General features: G+C 63.3%; 18 protein-coding genes. 13 read left to right on the forward strand and 5 right to left on the reverse strand.

Going from position 1 to position 17,519, the window contains the following annotated elements; translation table 11 throughout:
• The first annotated feature begins 61 nt into the window (after positions 1 to 61).
• From IEX64_RS04845 to IEX64_RS04860, 4 genes are all read left to right on the forward strand, one after another.
• Positions 62 to 958 carry a helix-turn-helix transcriptional regulator gene (locus tag IEX64_RS04845; RefSeq protein ID WP_188818564.1) on the forward strand — a complete coding sequence of 299 codons (897 nt, stop codon included), beginning with the start codon at positions 62 to 64 and terminating at the stop codon, positions 956 to 958.
• Positions 959 to 1,099: 141 nt separating this feature from the next.
• Positions 1,100 to 2,266 carry a sulfotransferase family protein gene (locus IEX64_RS04850; RefSeq protein WP_188818565.1) on the forward strand — a complete coding sequence of 389 codons (1,167 nt, stop codon included), beginning with the start codon at positions 1,100 to 1,102 and terminating at the stop codon, positions 2,264 to 2,266.
• 121 nt (positions 2,267 to 2,387) lie between these two features.
• On the forward strand, positions 2,388 to 2,864 hold the full coding sequence (locus IEX64_RS04855; RefSeq protein ID WP_188818566.1) for a VOC family protein: 477 nt from the start codon (positions 2,388 to 2,390) through the stop codon (positions 2,862 to 2,864).
• Positions 2,865 to 3,299: 435 nt separating this feature from the next.
• On the forward strand, positions 3,300 to 4,019 hold the full coding sequence (locus tag IEX64_RS04860; protein WP_188818567.1) for a helix-turn-helix transcriptional regulator: 720 nt from the start codon (positions 3,300 to 3,302) through the stop codon (positions 4,017 to 4,019).
• Positions 4,020 to 4,022: 3 nt separating this feature from the next.
• Here the strand turns inward: IEX64_RS04860 and cofH are convergent, their stop codons facing one another.
• From cofH to cofE, 3 genes are read right to left on the reverse strand one after another with little or no spacing between them, the layout of a single operon-like run.
• Positions 4,023 to 6,365 (reverse strand): 5-amino-6-(D-ribitylamino)uracil--L-tyrosine 4-hydroxyphenyl transferase CofH, encoded by a 2,343-nt coding sequence (cofH, locus tag IEX64_RS04865; RefSeq protein ID WP_188818568.1) that lies wholly within the window; start codon positions 6,363 to 6,365, stop codon positions 4,023 to 4,025.
• Between the two features lie 2 nt (positions 6,366 to 6,367).
• Positions 6,368 to 7,321, reverse strand: a complete 954-nt coding sequence (gene cofD / locus IEX64_RS04870; protein ID WP_188818569.1) for a 2-phospho-L-lactate transferase — start codon at positions 7,319 to 7,321, stop codon at positions 6,368 to 6,370.
• Positions 7,318 to 8,100, reverse strand: a complete 783-nt coding sequence (cofE, locus tag IEX64_RS04875; RefSeq protein WP_188818570.1) for a coenzyme F420-0:L-glutamate ligase — start codon at positions 8,098 to 8,100, stop codon at positions 7,318 to 7,320. The genes cofD and cofE overlap by 4 nt, the downstream gene beginning before the upstream one ends.
• Before the next feature lie 116 nt (positions 8,101 to 8,216).
• Here cofE and npdG point away from each other — a divergent pair, with 116 nt between their 5' ends.
• The 7 genes from npdG to IEX64_RS04910 all read left to right on the forward strand — a co-directional run bounded on the left by npdG (position 8,217) and on the right by IEX64_RS04910 (position 14,772).
• Positions 8,217 to 8,867 carry an NADPH-dependent F420 reductase gene (gene npdG, locus IEX64_RS04880; RefSeq protein WP_188818571.1) on the forward strand — a complete coding sequence of 217 codons (651 nt, stop codon included), beginning with the start codon at positions 8,217 to 8,219 and terminating at the stop codon, positions 8,865 to 8,867.
• Positions 8,864 to 9,475: a 2-phospho-L-lactate guanylyltransferase gene (gene cofC / locus IEX64_RS04885; RefSeq protein ID WP_188818572.1), complete on the forward strand. Its 612-nt coding sequence runs from the start codon at positions 8,864 to 8,866 to the stop codon at positions 9,473 to 9,475. Before npdG ends, cofC begins: the two co-directional genes overlap by 4 nt.
• A gap of 54 nt (positions 9,476 to 9,529) precedes the next feature.
• The gene (locus IEX64_RS04890) at positions 9,530 to 10,387 is read left to right on the forward strand and encodes an SDR family NAD(P)-dependent oxidoreductase (RefSeq protein ID WP_229710077.1); all 858 of its coding nucleotides are present in this window, start codon (positions 9,530 to 9,532) and stop codon (positions 10,385 to 10,387) included.
• A 29-nt stretch (positions 10,388 to 10,416) separates the two neighbouring features.
• Positions 10,417 to 11,337, forward strand: coding sequence for an LLM class F420-dependent oxidoreductase (locus IEX64_RS04895; protein WP_188818573.1), 921 nt, complete (start codon positions 10,417 to 10,419; stop codon positions 11,335 to 11,337).
• A 31-nt stretch (positions 11,338 to 11,368) separates the two neighbouring features.
• Entirely contained in the window at positions 11,369 to 12,616 is a 1,248-nt protein-coding gene (locus tag IEX64_RS04900; RefSeq protein WP_188818574.1) for an MFS transporter, read from the forward strand.
• A 62-nt stretch (positions 12,617 to 12,678) separates the two neighbouring features.
• Entirely contained in the window at positions 12,679 to 13,950 is a 1,272-nt protein-coding gene (locus tag IEX64_RS04905; protein ID WP_188818575.1) for an MFS transporter, read from the forward strand.
• A 9-nt stretch (positions 13,951 to 13,959) separates the two neighbouring features.
• Positions 13,960 to 14,772 carry a sugar phosphate isomerase/epimerase family protein gene (locus IEX64_RS04910; RefSeq protein ID WP_188818576.1) on the forward strand — a complete coding sequence of 271 codons (813 nt, stop codon included), beginning with the start codon at positions 13,960 to 13,962 and terminating at the stop codon, positions 14,770 to 14,772.
• Here IEX64_RS04910 and thiE read toward each other — a convergent pair.
• Positions 14,769 to 15,422 carry a thiamine phosphate synthase gene (thiE, locus tag IEX64_RS04915; RefSeq protein ID WP_188818577.1) on the reverse strand — a complete coding sequence of 218 codons (654 nt, stop codon included), beginning with the start codon at positions 15,420 to 15,422 and terminating at the stop codon, positions 14,769 to 14,771. The two genes, IEX64_RS04910 and thiE, sit on opposite strands and share 4 nt — an antisense overlap.
• A 94-nt stretch (positions 15,423 to 15,516) precedes the next feature.
• Between thiE and IEX64_RS04920 the strand changes: the two genes are divergently transcribed.
• Both IEX64_RS04920 and IEX64_RS04925 read left to right on the forward strand, forming a co-directional pair.
• A complete protein-coding gene (locus IEX64_RS04920; protein ID WP_188818578.1) occupies positions 15,517 to 15,987 on the forward strand; it encodes a hypothetical protein in 471 nt (156 codons plus the stop codon).
• Positions 15,988 to 16,019: 32 nt separating this feature from the next.
• A complete protein-coding gene (locus IEX64_RS04925) occupies positions 16,020 to 16,451 on the forward strand; it encodes a hypothetical protein (protein WP_188818579.1) in 432 nt (143 codons plus the stop codon).
• Positions 16,452 to 16,463: 12 nt separating this feature from the next.
• Here the strand turns inward: IEX64_RS04925 and IEX64_RS04930 are convergent, their stop codons facing one another.
• On the reverse strand, positions 16,464 to 17,264 hold the full coding sequence (locus tag IEX64_RS04930) for a fructosamine kinase family protein (protein WP_188818580.1): 801 nt from the start codon (positions 17,262 to 17,264) through the stop codon (positions 16,464 to 16,466).
• Positions 17,265 to 17,519 lie beyond the last annotated feature (255 nt).

A 17,519-nucleotide genomic window follows, 5' to 3' on the forward strand; every position in this document is an offset into this window, starting at 1 on the left:
TCATCCCATCAGGGACATATTTCCGGCCAGTGGCAAACGGCCCGCGACGTGGAGTGCATCGATGCCTGAAAGCCAGGCGCTGCTACCGACCATGGAAGTCGATTCCGAACTGCGCGCACCCGGCATTGTCGCGCAGATCGTACGTTTCGGCATTCCGGAGCCCACCGCGACCCTGCACCAGATGGCCGAGGGGTACCACATTAACATGTGCCTCACCCCGCGCCCGCTCGAATCGCGCGCCGGCTATCCCAAGCGCTGGGGTCCGCATCGTTTCGAGCGCCTCGGCGACATCTTCCTGCTGCCGCCGGGCGAAGAACTCTACGTGAAAGGCGGGACCGGGCGGCAAGCCTCGCTGATCTGCACGCTGGAGGCGGCACTGCTTCATGATGTCGTCGGACGAGATCTCGAATGGGACGACCAGCACCTCGCCGCGACGCTCGACATCTCGAGCGCACAAGTGCGCGCCCTGCTCTTCCGGATCACGGCCGAAATTCGACACCCAGGCCTCGCCGCCACCAAGATGCTCGAACTGCTCGGTGCGGAACTGGCCATCGAACTCGGCCGCTATTGCTACGAAGTGGCTGAGCGCCCGGTGACCGGCGGCCTTGCCGGATGGCGCTTGCGGCTGATCGACGAGCGGCTCGATGAAAGCCTTGCCCCCCCCTCGTTGCAGGAACTGGCCGATCTCTGCTCGCTGTCGGTGCGGCAATTGACCCGTGGGTTTCGCGTCAGCCGCGCTTGCTCGATCGGCGACTACATGGAGCAGCGCCGGATGGAAGCCGCCAAGCGGCTGTTGATGGAGGGCGAGAGCGTGAAATCCATCGCCTTCGCCATGGGCTTCGCGTCTCCGTCGAGCTTCACCTTCGCTTTTCGCCGCGCCGTGGGTACCAGCCCCAGCACGTTCCGACAAAGGCAGGTGCGAGTGCTGGATGCACCGCTCGCTACTGCCGGGAATTGACCTGAATTCGATAGTCCGGCTGGAATTATCGGGACAGGTGCATTGCCAATGTACTGTCCGCAGGCGTTATCTCTGCCCCAACACGGCGCTGTGCATTGCAGCCCGTCAGCACAACCCAACGGGACAGAGGATAGGAAACCCATGACCGAGCTACTGGTCGCCGACGCCCTCATCGAACAGGCGATGAAGGAAACAGGCATCGATGCCTTCGACAACGACACCTACCGCGAAGGCCTCGACGTCTTCATCCAGTCCTTCAACGAAGGCATCGAAAAGGGCTGGATGAGCGAGGGCGGCGCTGGTCGCGCGCGAAACGACACGCTGCACTACTTGCGCGGACGCCTGAAGGTTTCGAAGTATCTTGCTGAAAATCCGGAACTTCTGGATCGCCCGGTCGAGAAGCCCGTCTTCGTCATGGGCGTGCCGCGCACCGGCACCACGCTGATGTCGAACCTGCTCGCCGCCGACCCGGCCCGTCGCTCGCCGCTGACCTGGGAAATCGACGATCCGGTGCCGCCAGTCTCCTCGACCGACATGCTGATCAACGATCCCCGCGCGCAGGGCCGTCTCGCGCAGGAAAAGGCGATGCTCGAAGCCAATCCGGAGATGGGCAAGTACTATCGCGGTTCGGCCATCTACCCCAACGAATGCGTGTTCTTCATGGCGCACGACTTCAAGACGCTGATGATCGAGTCCAAGGGCAAGCTGCCGCTTTACAAGGATTTCATCTTCTCGTGCGACATGACCAGCGCCTACGAGTACCACAAGAAGTTCCTGCAGGTGCTGCAGCAGAACGCAGGCGGCGTCTGGAACGTGAAGAAGCCGAGCCACGCCCTGTGGCTGGAAACGATCTTCAAGGTCTATCCCGACGCCCGCGTGGTCTGGACGCACCGCGATCCCTTCACTGCGACCGGCTCGCTGTGCTCGATCATCTCGCTCAGCCACATGGCGCACATGGGCAAGATCGACACCGAGTGGCTCAAGGAAGACTACCCCTGGCAGGCCGCCGAACACGCCAACCGCATCATGGATTTCCGTGACAAGTTCGGCGAGGACAAGATCATCGACGTGCACTACGCCGACCTCGTCGAGGACCCGGTAGGCGAGACGAAGAAGCTTTACGCCAAGCTGGGCGACGAATGGACCAGCGAAGCCGAGGCCGGCATCCAGAAGTGGGTGGATGACAACCCGCAGAACAAGTTCGGCAAGCACGAATACAAGCTGGACCAGTACGGCCTCAGCAAGGCCGATCTGGAGCCGCTCTTCGAACGCTACCTCTCGCGCTACGACGTCGCGCGCGAAGGCTGAGCTACACCCATCCGCGTCGCCCCCGCGCAGACGGGGCCCCGCTTCTCCTCGGCGTCGAAACGAAGCGGGATCCCCGTCCACGCGGGAATGACGGCCACTCAAGGCGCCAGGGAGAGAACTCATGCTCGAAGGCATGCATTACCAGAACGCCTATATCTGCGACGATCTCGAAGCCGGAATCGCGCTGTTCCGCGGGCGCGGAATGACCAAGGAACCGATCATCATTCCGGTCGACCAGACCGTGCAGACGCCCGAAGGCCCGAAGCGCCAGAAGGGCCGCATCTGCTTCATCTGGATCGGCGATCTTCAGTACGAGCTGATCGAGAACGAAATCGACGAAGTGGGCATATATGCCAACTGCCTGTCGAATGGCGGCCCGCTGCGCTTCCACCATATCTGCTTCCGCATCGACGACTGGGAAGATTTCCGCGCGCGCGTCGACGAACAGGAATTCCCCGTCGCCATGGAACGCGATCTGACCGGTGAGGACCCGAACGGGCTCAAGTTCCTTTACCTCGATGCCCGCAAGGTCTTCGGGCACTATATCGAATATACCTGGATGCCAGAAGCCATGTGGCAGCAGATCCGCGCGATGTAAGGGGCGTTTAACGGCTGTTGACCTGTCAGCCCTGGTGCAGGACTGACAGGTCGTTCAGGCACTGTAGCCGTCTAGTGCGTGCACAGCTCCTGGTGCGACCCGAGAGCTCGGCAAGCGTCGGAGGGAGGAGGAGACGACGCCTGCTGCGATGCAACCCGATGCAGATAGGGCGGCGACCAATTGCAGACGAGTCACGCACCCACGGGACACATTTCAGCGTCGATCTGGAACGATTTGACTGGACAATCTCGCGGTCGCTATTCGAATGATTAATTCTTGCGTTACGGGACCGTAATTTTGGAGTATAGTTGCGCATCTTCAAAGGGAGAGGCGGGACTAAATCTTGCTGCCTTCAAGCAAAAAAACGGAACAGAATCGACCGCTCCGGCATAATCGGCGAATCTGCCGGCGCGCTCTATTTTGCGGGATGGCCTGATGCCCGCGATAATGGACAAAATACTGCGCAGCAAAAGTTTACCCGAACTTCTCAAGCTGATGCCCGCCTACTTCAAAGTGCGGGGTTTTGCCGCCTGCTTCTATTTTTCGGCAGCTCCCGGCTCCAGGGGCAACGCCCCGCGCGCGCTGATGGAACCGGTTCACCACGGCCTGAGTCGCGAAGTGGTGGAGGCCTATCTGTCGGCCAATTTCCAGCGACTCGACATTGTCCCGCGCACGGCCATGGCTTTAGGCATTCCCGTACGCTGGACCGAGGCCTGGGCGTCCGTGGACGCTACGCCGGAAGAACGCGGGTTTCTGCAATTGATGCGCGATCTTGAAATCGGGGATGGCTTCACCTTGCCCTGTTACGGGCCTAATGGCCGCGACGGCTATGTCGGCATAGGCAGGATGACTGAGCATGCTCTGACCGATACGGATGCGTTGCGGGAGATGAACCTTGCCGCACAGGCCGCGCATTTGCGGATCTGCGAATTCAAGGCCGGCGATCAGGCCGATGACCGCCCTCTGTCCGGACGCGAGCGCGAAGTTCTCGACTGGGTAGCCCGCGGCAAGAGCAACAGCGTGATCGCCGATATTCTCGGAATTTCAGTTGGCACCGTCGATACTTACCTGCGCCGCATTTACGACAAGCTGGACGTCACCGACCGCACATCGGCCGCCGTGCGCGGCATCGGCATGGGGCTGATCGCCGCCTGAACCTCAGGCGACCTCGTCCGTCAGCATCGATCCGGCCACGTCGCCATAAAGCGTGGTACGCTGCTTTAATCTGCGCCCGACGCTTTCGGCGGCCTTGCGCAGTTCATCAACGCCCACTTCCTGCCCATGCGAAGCGCCTGCAGCACGGCTGATGCTTTCGTTCATCAGCACACCGCCAAGGTCGTTGGCACCGGCAGCCAGCACGGCAGCCGCACCGTCCATGCCGAGCTTGACCCACGAACACTGGATCGAATCGATCGCGCCGTTGAGCGCCAGACGCGCCACCGCGTGCATCAGTACCGCTTCACGCCAGGTCGGGCCCTTGCGGCTTTGTCCGCGCCGGTAGAACGGCGCTTCCATGTGGACCAGCGGCAAGGGCACGAATTCAGTAATTCCACCGGTATCGAGCTGGAGGTTGCGCAGCGCCAGCAGATGCCGGGCCCAATGCTCTATCCCTTCGAGGTGACCGAACATGATCGTCGAGGTGGTGGGAAGACCGACGCGGTGGGCACTGCCCACGACATCGAGCCATTCCTGCGTCGTCAGCTTGTCCGGACATATCTGGGCGCGGATATCGTCGCACAGGATCTCCGCCGCCGTTCCGGGCAGCGAACCCAGCCCGGCATCGCGCAGCTTTGCCAGGTAGTCGGAGACCGGCATGTCGAGCGTGCGGGCGCCCTGGCTCACTTCCAGCGGCGAGAAGGCGTGGACATGCAGCTCCGGGCATTCCTCCTTCACTGCACGCAGGATCGAAAGATAGGTCTCACCGGTATAGCTGGGATGGATGCCGCCCTGCAGGCAAACTTCCGTAGCCCCACGCTGCACCGCCTCGCGAGCACGGCCGGCGATCTCGTCTAGATCGAGATTGTATGGCTTGTCGCGGAAACCGGCCTTGATGCTGGTCTTCGAGAAGGCGCAGAACGAGCAGGCGTGAGTGCAGATGTTGGTGTAGTTGATGTTGCGATTGACGACGTAGGTGACGTCATTGCCGCTGACCTCGGCGCGCAAGGTGTCCGCAGCCTCCACCACCGCCTGCGCTGCAGCACCGCGCGTGGCAAAGAGCGTGACGATTTCGTCTTCGTTCAGCGATGCACCATCGGCAGCGCGGTCGAGAATGCGATGGATGCGAGAGGCGACCGGTCCCTCGTAGCGGCGCCCCAGCGGCTTGTGCACGGTCCCCGGTGCGCCGTCGGCCATACCTGGACTCCAGTGGCTGTCGCGACCAAGCCCTTCGGCATCGGCAAGCTTTAGCACGGCCGGGCGGATGACCGGATCGAGCCATTCGCTGCCGGCAGCGCCGATATAGCGCGGGTAGATCGTCAGGCGTTCGACCAGCGGCAGGCCGGCATGGGCGCATATCGCTTCGAGCCGTTCCACTTCGGGCCAGGGCGCTTCGGGGTTAACATGGTCGAGCGTCACGGGCGAAATTCCGCCCCAGTCGTCGATCCCGGCATCGATCAGTTCGGCAAGCCGCTCGTCGTTGAGGTTGGGCGGGGCCTGCACCGACACGGCATCCGGCAGGACGATGCGCGCGGCAGCGATAGTGCGCAGGAAATCCGCCTCGCCCGCTTCCGCCGCGCCGGACATCTTGGTACCGGGCTTGGGGCAGAAGTTCTGGACGATCACTTCCTGCAAGTGACCATGGGCCTCATGCAGGTCGCGCAGCGCCAGCAGCGCCTCGATGCGCTCCTCGGGTGTTTCGCCAATCCCGATCAGCACGCCGCTGGTCGTCGGTACGCGGGCGCGGCCCGCCGCCGCCAGCGAGGCCAGACGCACCGCCGGGACCTTGTCCGGCGAACCGTGGTGGCACATGCCCTTTTCAAGCAGCCGCTCGGATGTGCTTTCCAGCATCAGCCCCACCGACGCCGCAACCGGGCGCAGCATGCGATAGTCCTCTTCCTCGAGGATGCCAGCGTTCACATGCGGGAGCAGGCCGGTTTCCTTCAGCACCAGCTCGGCGCAGTGGCGAACGTAATCGATGGTGCGCGCAAAGCCATGATCGGCCAGCCATTCGCGCGCAGCGTCGTAGCGGCGCTCAGGCGCATCGCCGAGCGTGAACAGCGCTTCCTTGCAGCCTGCCGTCGCACCGGCGCGGGCCACTTCCAGCACTTCCTCCTCGGACATGTACGGCGCTTCGAGCCGCGAGGGCGTCGTGGCGAACGTGCAGTAGTGGCACACATCGGTGCACAGCCGCGTGAGCGGAATGAAGACCTTGGGCGAATAGGTCATTCGCGCGGGCGTGCCGGGACCGAGACGCGCATCGCGACGCGCGCGGGCTTCGGCAAGCAGGTCTTCAAGCGGTGTGGACAAGAGTCGTGTAATCAAAGCGCCGTCGTCGCGAGCCATAGTCATCCTGTTTCGATACGGGCTGCGGACAGTGCTACGCGCGCAAGCCGCTCCCGAACCTCGGCATCGCACATGACTGTTTCCGTTATCGTGACCGAAAGGCCGCTGGCACGCAACCCCTCGGCATCGGCCGCGTCTGCCTCGTCGATGATCAGGTGATCGAGCAGATCGCCGTAGTGATCGGCAATCGCGCGGTTCGATACCGGCTGTCCGAGTTCTCCCAGCAGCTTGGCGAGCGGGCCCTTCAGGGCCGCGCCGCCTACCAGCGGCGATACCGCAACGAGCGGCACCTTGCGCGCTTCCAGCGCCTCGCGAACGCCATCGACGGAAAGGATCGGATCTACGCTGAGGTAAGGATTCGAGGGGCAGACGACAATTGCAGCGAGATCCTCGCGCGCCAGAGCCGCTGCGAATGCCGGCGACGGCATCGTGCCCGGCACACCCTCGAACCGGATGCCCGTCGCTACCGGGCGGCACTGTTCGGCGACGAAGTAGCGCTGGAAGTCCAACCAGCCTTCACTGGTGCACACCTGCGTGCGCAAAGGCGCATCGCTCATCGGAACTATCGCATGCGCGATCCCGAGCGCGCGGGTCAGCCGCGCGGTCACGTCCGACAGGCTTTCCCCCGTACGCAAGCGCCAGGAACGGGCCAGATGCATGCCCAGATCGCGGTCGCCGAGATTGAACCAGTCCGCCTCGCCCAAGGCCTTGAGCATGGCCATCGCCTGCCATGTCTCGTCCTTCACCCCCCAGCCCCGCTCGGTGTCGTTGAGCCCCGCCAGCGCATAGGTCACGGAGTCGATGTCCGGACAGATCGTCAGGTCGAGGTGCTCGAAATCGTCGCCCGTATTGACGACGATGGTGAGGTCCTCCGGTGGTAGAACAGCCGCGAGACCTGCTGCCAGCTTTGCCCCACCAACGCCGCCTGAAAGGGCCAGCACGTGCTTTCCACTCATCGAAACATATCCTGTTCTACCGGCCGAAGTCCGCTCACCGCGCCCGCACCGTCTTCATCGCTGACCCAGCGTTCGGCCCCCCGCACCAATGCCACCGGAGTTCCTTCCGCACCCTCGCCCATGGCCAGTGCTCCCATGGCGGCAATCGAGTCCGCCACGGCGATCACGGTCGCCTGCAAGGTGCGTCCATAGAGGTCCACCCCCTTGCCGCGTCGATCCTCGAGCACCGTCAGCCCGGCGCAACCAATGGCCGTGCCGACTGTCCCGATCCGCCAGGCCCGGCCCATCGAATCCGCAATGACGACGCCAATGCAGGCGCCGCTGACTGTGCGCAGTTCGGCGCGGATGGTTCGGGCCGACGCATCCGGATCCCGAGGCCAGAGCAGGACGTTCTCTTCGTCGCCGCCTTCGATATTCGACGCATCGATCCCGGCATTGGCAAGCACGTGCCCGGTGCGATGCCGGGCAATGATCGCCGCTGGTGTGGCCCGCATAATCTCGGCGCTTTCGTCGAGGATCGCCTGCGCCATGGCGGGTTCGCGTTCGGTCCGCCCGGCAAGGTCGCGCGCCGCTTCGCCGGACGTGATTGCACTCAGACTGACCGCCCTGCCCTCGACCTTCGAGACGATCTTCTGGGCAATCACGCAGATATCGCCGTCGCGTAAGCCATCGCCTTCGTCAGCCAGCTTGCTGCAAATCGCTTGCACAATCGACATTCCGGGGGCGAACATGGGCAATCCGGCAAGCGGACGCACGGTGATCGCAGGGATGCTGTTCATTCAGGGCCCTTCTCTCGGCGGGTAAGCCGCCAGTCTCCTCGTGGGGACTTTCTCTAGGTCGACCGCACTGCCAACGACAACCGTAACGAACAAGAATTCGCAGGAGAGAAGATCAAATGGCATCGATAGCGGTCATCGGCGGAACCGGCGCACTGGGCAAGGGCATTGCACGCCGTCTCGTAAAGGCCGGTCACGACGTGACGATCGGTTCGCGCTCGGCCGAAAAGGCCCAGGTGACGGCCGAGGAACTCGGCGCTGCGGGCTATGCCGCCAATGCCGATGCCGCCAGCGGCAAGGACGTGGTGATCGTCACCGTTCCCCATTCCTCGCAGGGCGATACGCTGGCTCTCATAAAGGACAAGGTCGGCGATGCCGTGGTTGTCGATACCACCGTGCCACTGGTGCCGCCCAAGGTCATGCGCGTGCAGCTTCCTTCCGAAGGCAGCGCCGCCATGCAGGCCCGCGCGCACCTCGGACCCGACGTTAAACTGGTGACGGCGTTCCACAATGTCTCGGCCCACCACCTCGACAGCGACCATGCCATCGACTGCGACGTGCTGGTCTTCAGCGACGACATCGAGGCTCGCAAAACCGTTGTCGACCTGTGCCCCGGCATGGGTCTGCGCGGGCTTTCCGGCGGCTCGCTGGGCAACTCGGCTGCGGCCGAAGCGCTGACCTCGATCCTCATCTACATGAACAAGACCTACAAGGCCGATGGCGCCGGCATCCGCTTCACCAATCTCACGGAAGCCCCCGCTATTCCATGAGTGCAACGCCCACCATCTGGGCCCTGATCCCCATCAAGGGCAGTGGTCAGGGCAAGTCGCGCCTTGCCGGCAAGTTGTCCGCGCCGGAGCGGGACGCCCTGGTCGACGCGATGTTGCGCCATGTCGTCAGCACAGCCGACGAGGCCAGGATGGTCTCGCGCACGGTGCTCGTTGGCCCTTCGCGGCATGGGCTGGATCGAGGTATCCCGCTGATCGGCGATCCGGGCAACGGGCTCAACGACGCCTTGGCACACGCGCTGGGCGAGATCGCATGCGCTCAGGAGCGACCTGACCGGCTGATCGTGATCGCCGCAGACTTGCCTTGTCTCACACCGCTGGATCTGGATTTGCTGGCTGAGGCCCCGCATCGGTCTATCGCCATCGCCCCAGACAGGCATGGAACGGGTACGAACGCCCTCTCTCTACCCTTGCCCGAGGCGGCAGGCTTTCGCTTCCGCTACGGCACCGACAGTGCGGCCCATCACCGCGAAGAGGCGGAAAGGCTGGGCCTCAACGTGGAGACGATCCTCAGCACGGGGCTGGAGAAAGATATAGACGAGCCTTCCGATCTGGTTGATGCTGGACAGGTGTATACAATCGAGCACTAGCAGCCCATGCTGCAAGCGATGCCGAAAACGGCACGAAATGGCGGAGAGAGCATTTTGCAGGCAAGCGATATCGACCTGACAGGCCAGGTGGCCTTCGTGACCGGCGGCGGTGGTGGCATCGGCCGCGCGACCGCGCTGTGCATGGCCGACATGGGCGCGGATGTCGCCATTATCGAGGCGATCCCGGAGCGCTGCGATCAGGTGAAAGAGATGGTCGAGGCACGCGGACGCAAGGCGCTGTGTATTCCCGGCAACGTGATGGACGTCGAAGCGCTGCAGAATGCCGTCGCGGCCGCAGCGGACACATTCGGCCGGCTCGACATCCTCGTGAACAACGCCGGCGGCGTGACGCGCCGCAACTTCCTGGATCTCAAGGAAAAGAACTGGCGCCGCCACATCGACATCAACCTCGTCAGCAATATCGTCGCCACGCAGGCCGCGGTGCCGGTGATGATCGAGGGTGGCCGTGGCGGTTCGATCATCAATGTGACCAGCATTGAGGGATCGCGCGCCGCGCCGGGCTATGCCGTCTATGCCGCGTGCAAGGCGGGCATCAACAACATGACCCGCACGCTGGCGCTCGAATTCGGCGAATACGGCATTCGCGTGAACACTATCGCCCCGGACTATACCGTGACACCCGGCACGCGCGGGCAATGGGCGGGCCCGGTGGACGAAAGCACATGGCACCAGCCCACCGAAGCGCAGATCGATTCCGTGCGCCGCCGCATCCCTGCCGGTCGCGCGGGTATCGATGAGGAGTGCGGCCGTGTCGCCGTGTTCCTCGCCTCGCCGATGGCCAGCTACGTCAATGGCACGATCATTCCCGTCGATGGCGGCTCCTGGGCCTCCAGCGGCTGGGTGCGCGATCGCAACGAAACCTGGATCCTTCCCCCCGAAGTGATCGACTGACCTCCCCCGGATCAAGACAGAGCAGAACCATGACCTTTACACTCAGTACCAGCCTGCCCTTCGACCATGTGGAACAGGCCGACGAATTCGTCTCCATGCAGGCGCTCCACGAAATTGCGCGCGCCGTGGAAGACGCGGGGTTCTACGCCGGTTCGGTAACAGATCACCCGGTTCCTTCCGCGCGCTGGCTCGACAACGGCGGCCACTACGCGCAGGATCCGTTCGTGATGCTCTCGATGCTGGGTGCAGTGACTACCAAGCTGCGGCTGCAGACCAACATCATCGTCCTGCCCTATCGAAACCCGTTCATCACCGCGCGCGCGGTCTCCTCGCTCGACCATTTCACCGGCGGGCGCGTGATCCTCGGCATGGGCGCAGGCTACATGAAGGCCGAGTACAAGGCGCTGGGTGTCGATTTCGATACCCGCAACGACCTGATGGACGAATACATCAAGGCGATGAAGCTGGCCTGGACCGGCGAGGATTTCACTTTCGAAGGCACCGGCTACACCGCGCTCGGCAACCGCGTGCGCCCGACCCCGGCACAGACCCCGCATCCGCCGCTGCTGGTCGGCGGCAATTCCAAGCGCGCGCTGCGGCGTACGGTGGAACTGGGCGATGCATGGCACCCCTTCTTCGTCCCCAAGACCGTTACCGACACCGCACGCACCGCAGCCATGGAAGACGACGACGATGTGAAGGGCGCGATCGCCTACATGCAGGAGCACTGCGCCAAGGTCGGCCGCGAGGTTCCGCCCAAGGTCATCGCCTCATCCACCTACTCGATCAAGAAGGGCTGGAGCGCGCAGGAAGCGCTCGACCACTTCGCGCATCTCAAGTCGATCGGCATCGATGCTTCGGGCGCCACAGTCTATGCGGATAGCCGCAGCGAGTACTGCGATCTCGCCCGCGAATTCGGCGAAAAAGTGATCTCCAAGATCGACTTCTGATCCCGCTGAAAGCCTTGGGAGGGGCTGCCAGATGAACGAACCGACAACCGCGCTCGAAGAGTGGCGCAGGTATTGGCCTACGGTACTCGCGGCGATGGTCGGGATGTCGTTCTACACGGTCCTTACCTACTCACTGAGCACCTTCATCGGGCCTCTGGAAGCGGAGTTCGGGTGGAGCCGCACGGCACTGTCCTCGGGTCTGACCGTGTTCGCCGGAATCTCCATGCTGGGCGGCCCTTTCATCGGCATGGCGGTCGACAAGTTCGGCACCCGCAAGCTGGGCATCATCGGCATGGTCCTGGCGGGACTGGCCTTTGCCGCCTTCAGCCTGCTCAACGGGTCGATCGTCCAGTGGATCGCGCTCTATGTCATTTACGGCATCTTCGCGCTGGCCATCAAATCGACGGTCTGGAGCGCCGGCATTTCCAGCGTTTTCACCCATGCCCGCAGCCTTGCCCTCGCCGTTGTGCTGAGCGGATCGGCGCTCGGCCAGACGCTGGCCCCGCTTGCTGCCAACAAGCTCATCAACGCGTTCGGCTGGCGTGAGGCCTATATCTGGCTCGGTCTGGGCTGGGCCGGCGTGGCGCTCGTGCTGCTGATCCCGTTCTACTTCGACGCCCATGCCCGAAAAGCAAGAGAGGCCCCGGGTTCGGAGCAGAAGCCGGCAATCATCCTGCCCGGCCTCACCATCAAGGAAGCGACACGCGACAGCCGCGTGATCCGCATCGCGCTGGCCAACCTGCTCATGGCCTCGGTCGGTTCGGGCGTGTCGGTTCACCTCGTGCGGATCGTCTCCGAGACCGGCATTAGCATGGACACTGCGGTCGAGATCGCCGCGACGGCGGGCCTGGCCGGGCTGATCGGCAAGCTCGGAGTCGGCTGGCTGCTCGACCGGGTTCAGGGTAGCCTGATCCCCTTCAGCGGTTTTGCCATCGGCGCTTTCGGGCATTTCCTGCTCATCGGTCTCATCGGCGGTGCCACGCCGCTCCTGATCGGCGCAATGTGCATCGGCTTTGCCTCGGGCGCGGGCCTCCAGATCTCGACCTATCTCATCTCGCGCTATGCCGGCCTGCGCAACTTCGGCGCGATTTTCGGCACGATCAGCTCGATGATGATGGCCGGCACCGCGCTGGGCCCGATGTTCGCAGGCGCGGTGCACGACCTCACTGGCAGCTATGACATATTGGAAATGATCGCGGCGCCGGTCATGCTCCTGTGCGCCACGCTCTTCGTCGGCCTCGGCCCATATCCGGAGTTTACACGACCCGAACAGGATTGACCGAAACACCGGGGCCAGCGGCGGCGAAGACACGCGGCGGCCCCCGCTATTGGGGAGAGAGCATGACCGACCGAACGGCAGCATCGCCGGGATCCGCCGCGGGCGAATGGCGCGCGAACTGGGGCCTAGCCCTCTCCAGCTTCCTGGGCATGTCGGTCATCGCCATTCCCGCGGTGACGCTGGGCATCTACATGGGGCCGCTGGAGCAGGCTTTCAGCTGGACCCGCGCGGAAATCTCGCTCGGCATGACCGTCTTCGCGCTCATCACCACCCCGCTTGCGCCCTTCGCCGGTGCTCTGGCAGACCGCTTCGGATCGCGTCGGCTCGTTCTGCCGGGTCTGGTGCTGAACGGGCTGGCGTTCGCGGCCTTCTCGCTGATGACCGGCTGGTTCGCGCTCTACATCGCCTGCTGGGTCGCCTACTCGTTCTCGCAGCTGCTAATCCGCACGACCGTCTGGAACCGCGCACTGTCCGCAAACTTCCATGTCAGCCGTGGCCTTGCCCTAGCGGTCGTGATGCTCGGCCTGTCCTTGACCCAGACGGCGGCGCCGGTCCTGACCCAGAAGCTCGTCGCCGCCTTCGACTGGCGGACTGCGTTCGCGGCAATAGGTATCGGCTGGCCCGGCGTGGCGTTCATCGTAGCCTTGGTCCTGTTCCGCGAGCGCCGAAACGCTCCGCAGACATCCGGCGGCTCGGAGCCGGACGACAAGCCTGCCGAGTTCGGGCTGACCTTCAGCGAAGCGATCCGCAGCCTGCCGGTATGGCGGATCATTCTGGCCATGACGCTCTACAGCCTCGTGATGAGTGGGCTTTCGATGCACCTCTTTCCTTTCCTGACCGACTCCGGCGTCGCCCGGTCGTCCGCGGCCGGGGTCATTGCCCTGATCGGTGTTTCGGCCCTGGCCGGCCAGATCGTCACAGGCTTTCTGGCCGACCGCACCTCGAGCGCGCTGCTGCCCTTCGGGTGCTTCGTGCTGCTGGCGCTTGCGTTGATCGTGCTTCTGCAAGCTACCGGATCGCAGTCAGGGCTCACCTTCGGCGTGGTTCTGGCGGGCCTCAGCAGCAGCGCCTGCGTTACCATCGGCACCTATCTGATCACTCGCTATGCCGGCGTCCGCCACTTCGGCAAGATCTACGGTATCGCCTCCAGCGGCATGGGGCTGGGATCGGGCATCGGGCCGATCCTCGCCGGGCACATTCGCGATTCCAGTGACAGCTACAGCTTGTTTTTGATGATCGGCCTGGCGCTTTCCGTAATCGCCACAATACTGGTAACCCGGCTGGGCCCGTACCCGGTCTTTCTACCGCCGGTTGAAACACCCAAGGAAACCTAGGCCCCTCTCATGCAGACCACGCCAGACAGGCTCGCTATCGAATTCATCTGCATGCTCGGCATGCCTCCGGTGGAGTTCATCCGCCTCACGCGCGATCTGGGCGTCGCTGCTATCGGGCTTGCGCCGCAGCCGATCACCGCCAATCCGCATGGCTATCCGGCATGGAGCCTGCTGGAAGACAAGGCTCTCGTGCGCGAGACCAAGGCCGCCCTCGCGGATACCGGCGTCCGTGTGGCTCTTGGTGAAGGTTTCCTCGTTCGCGACGACATGGACCTGTCTACATTCGCCCCCATGCTCGATCTCTTCGCAGACCTCGGCGCGCCTGTGGTCAATGCCGTGAGCATGGCCGCATCGCCGCTGACCTTCGGTACCTTCGCCAGGATGGCCGGAGAACGCGGCCTGCGCACGACGGTAGAGTTCCTGCCGCTGATGCCGCCCGCGTCCTTCGCCGAAGCGCTCGCCTACGTTGACGCTTGTGGTGCCGACAATGCGCAAGTGCTGGTTGACGCCATGCATTTCTTCCGGGGAGGCAGCACGCTCGGAGAACTCGTCGCGGCCGACCCGGCGAAGATCGGCCATGTCCAGATCTGCGATGTTCCGATGCCCGCTGCAACCGACGACTATGGCCTGGAAGCGCGCGAGGAACGTTTGGCGCCCGGAGCCGGAGACCTTCCACTAGCGGACTTCGTGAAAGCCCTTCCACCCGAGATCACGATCGGCCTGGAAGTCCCCGAAATGGCAAAGGCCCGCGCAGGCATCGCCCCGGTCGATCGGCTTGCACCGGTGATCGCCGCAGCCCGGAAACTGCTCGCCGAAACCTAGAGGGCAGCTTCCATCGCGGCATGGAACGCCCTGACGGCCTCTGCTTCGTCACCGTTCCAGACCGCACCGCTGACAGCGAGGAAATCCGCGCCCGCTTTCACCAGCTCTGCACAGTTGTCGGGCGTTATCCCGCCAATCGCGACGCAGGGAATTTCGAACAGCGCCTGCCACCATTCGAGCAGATCGAGCCCGGCGGAGTACCTGGTATCCTTGGTCGTCGTCGGGAAGAAGGCGCCGAAGGCCACGTAGTCGGCCCCGGCCTCGCCCGCTTCCATGGCGAGGTGACGGCTGTTGTGGCAGGTCACACCGATCTGCGCATCGCGGCCAAGCGCCTTGCGCGCTTCCTCCACAGTGCCGTCTTTCTGCCCCAGGTGCACGCCGTCCGCACCGAGACGCTTGGCCAGACTGATCGAATCGTTGACGATGAAGGCGACCTCGCGCTCGGCGCAGATCGCCTGCAGAGGCTCCGCCAGTCGCGCCGCTTCGTGCTGGTCCATGTCCTTGACGCGAAACTGGAAGGCCGCGACCGGCGCGGCATCGAGCGCGCGGGCAAGGCGCTGCGGAAATTCTCCGCCCACGTCGAGCGGAGAAATCAGGTAGAGCGCAGTCGGTTCGCGCGCTATTTCGGTGTCGGCGGTCTCATCGGTCATGGCTGCGCTTTAGAGCGCAATCGGGCCGGTTGGAAGCGCTCTGTCGCGTCAGGCGTTCCGGAGCCGTTCAAGCGCGACCGGGTAAGGAAGGGACATGAAAATTCGCGCATCACTTGCCATTGTCGTCGTGGCCGGACTTACCGGCTGCACGGTCATCCCGGCGGAGACACCCCCACCCGCTCCACACCCGGCCCCTGCGCTCCCTTCCCCTGTACCGCCGCCCCAAGTGCCTCCGCCGCCTGCGAACGCACCGCTGACCTTCGCCGCCCTCAACGAGACGGTTTCAGTGGACGGCCTGAAGGTTACACCGAAGGAAGTGCTGGAAGACAGCCGCTGCCCTATGAATGCCCGCTGTATCTGGGCCGGACAGGTCCGCCTACGCATCAGCGGCCACATCGGACTGCGCCGCAAGTCGATGGAGATCACCTCGGGCGAACCGATTCAGGTCGCCGATGGTTCGCTGGAACTGGTCGAAGTGCGCCCGGACAAGGTTACGACCGTGAATGCCGGCGCCATCGATCCGGCCGACTATCGTTTCGGGTTCCGGTTCATGGGCGGGTTTTAGCTTTGGCCGGTGCCACAATGAGGCGTTCACAAATGCCAGAACACGATTGGTGGATTCCGTGCTCTCGGGTGGCAGGATTGACATTGAACCAACCGCCACCGGATTGGGAGGCATTCAATCGCAAGTTCGTGTTGGTAGAGAGGGATGATGAGGCGGCCTTTGGCCGCGACTACGAATCTCTGGATGGAGATTGCACCATAACGATTGTTGATGAAGGCATTTGCGGTGCGAATTTCACATGTTCGTTCTTCGTCGCAGGCGCAGACATTATAGGTCGCGCCACGAATGAAGCGATTTCGATTATCACGGCGGAATTTGATCTGAGCGCCAAACCACCAAGCTTCGACACTTGGGTGGAAGTAGCGCCGAACGTCCTGCAACGCTTCATCTACTTCGATGAACTATGCCTGTTCCTCACCGAGAACGAAGCCAACGCGATCATAGCAGCGGACGTTTTTGGCTGAAAAGGAACCCGTTTATACACCCAACTCCACCAGACAGCCCTCTACCGCCGAGCGATAGCCATCGCCGAATAGCCGCAGATGCACAAGCCACGACCAGAGCCGATACAAAGCCTGCCGTTCCTTCCACCCCGGTTCGAGATCCAGCATCTCAAAGAACCGGGCGGGCGGATGATCGAACAGGGTGAGCATCGCAAGATCGACTTCGCGGTGGCCATGGTAGCACGCCGGGTCGATCAGCGCTGAAATGACATCGCCACTCACCAGAATGTTTCCGCCCCACAAGTCGCCGTGCAGCAACGACGGAATAGGATCGGCAGGCAATCTCTCCGGCAATGTCCGGCTCAGAGCCTCGATTCTCCGAGTAAGAGCGGCTGAAAGATACGGAACGTGGCACAGCAGGCGACGTTCGGCCCAGAAGGTCGGCCAGTCGCGGTGCGACGCGTTGGCGATCTCCACGCCGCCGAAGGCATAATCCTCCGGCCAGCCATAGCTCTCGCCGTGGCAGGCATGGAGACGTTCGAGGACCTGCGCCAGATCGGTCCATGCCGATCCAGGGCGGCCTGCCGCCGGCATGTTCTCCATAACCAGCAGATCGCGTTCCACGGCCAGGACTTCGGGCGCAGGTGCTCCGGATCCGCGGACCGCACGCAGCATGGCGGCTTCCGTCTCCGCCCGGTCGCTCTCCTTGACCACCACCGTTTCGCCATCGGTCAGCGTTACCCGGTAAACTGTCGAGAGATCACCTCCGTGCCTGCGTGACAGCGACGATACCGGCAAGCCGATCAGTGCAGCGATCCTGGTTTCAATGGTCATGGCAACCTTCCGGATGGCGGGACGGGCATGCGCAGCCTCTCTGCCTGCGGCCGCAGTTGCAAGAGGGCGAGCGCCGATTTCCTACCCGGACGAACCATGGCACATTCGCACCAGGCACCTCTGCGCGGCTCTTTCCCATCGTTGGTTCCCAAACTTCATGCCCGCATGCACCATCGGGCCGTAAAGCTTTGAAACACCGAAATTAGATTAAGACTTCGCCATGGTCGAAGTGGACAAACTTTACGAACTTTGCCT

Source organism: Novosphingobium indicum (assembly GCF_014645195.1).
Classification (GTDB): Bacteria; Pseudomonadota; Alphaproteobacteria; order Sphingomonadales; family Sphingomonadaceae; genus Novosphingobium; species Novosphingobium indicum.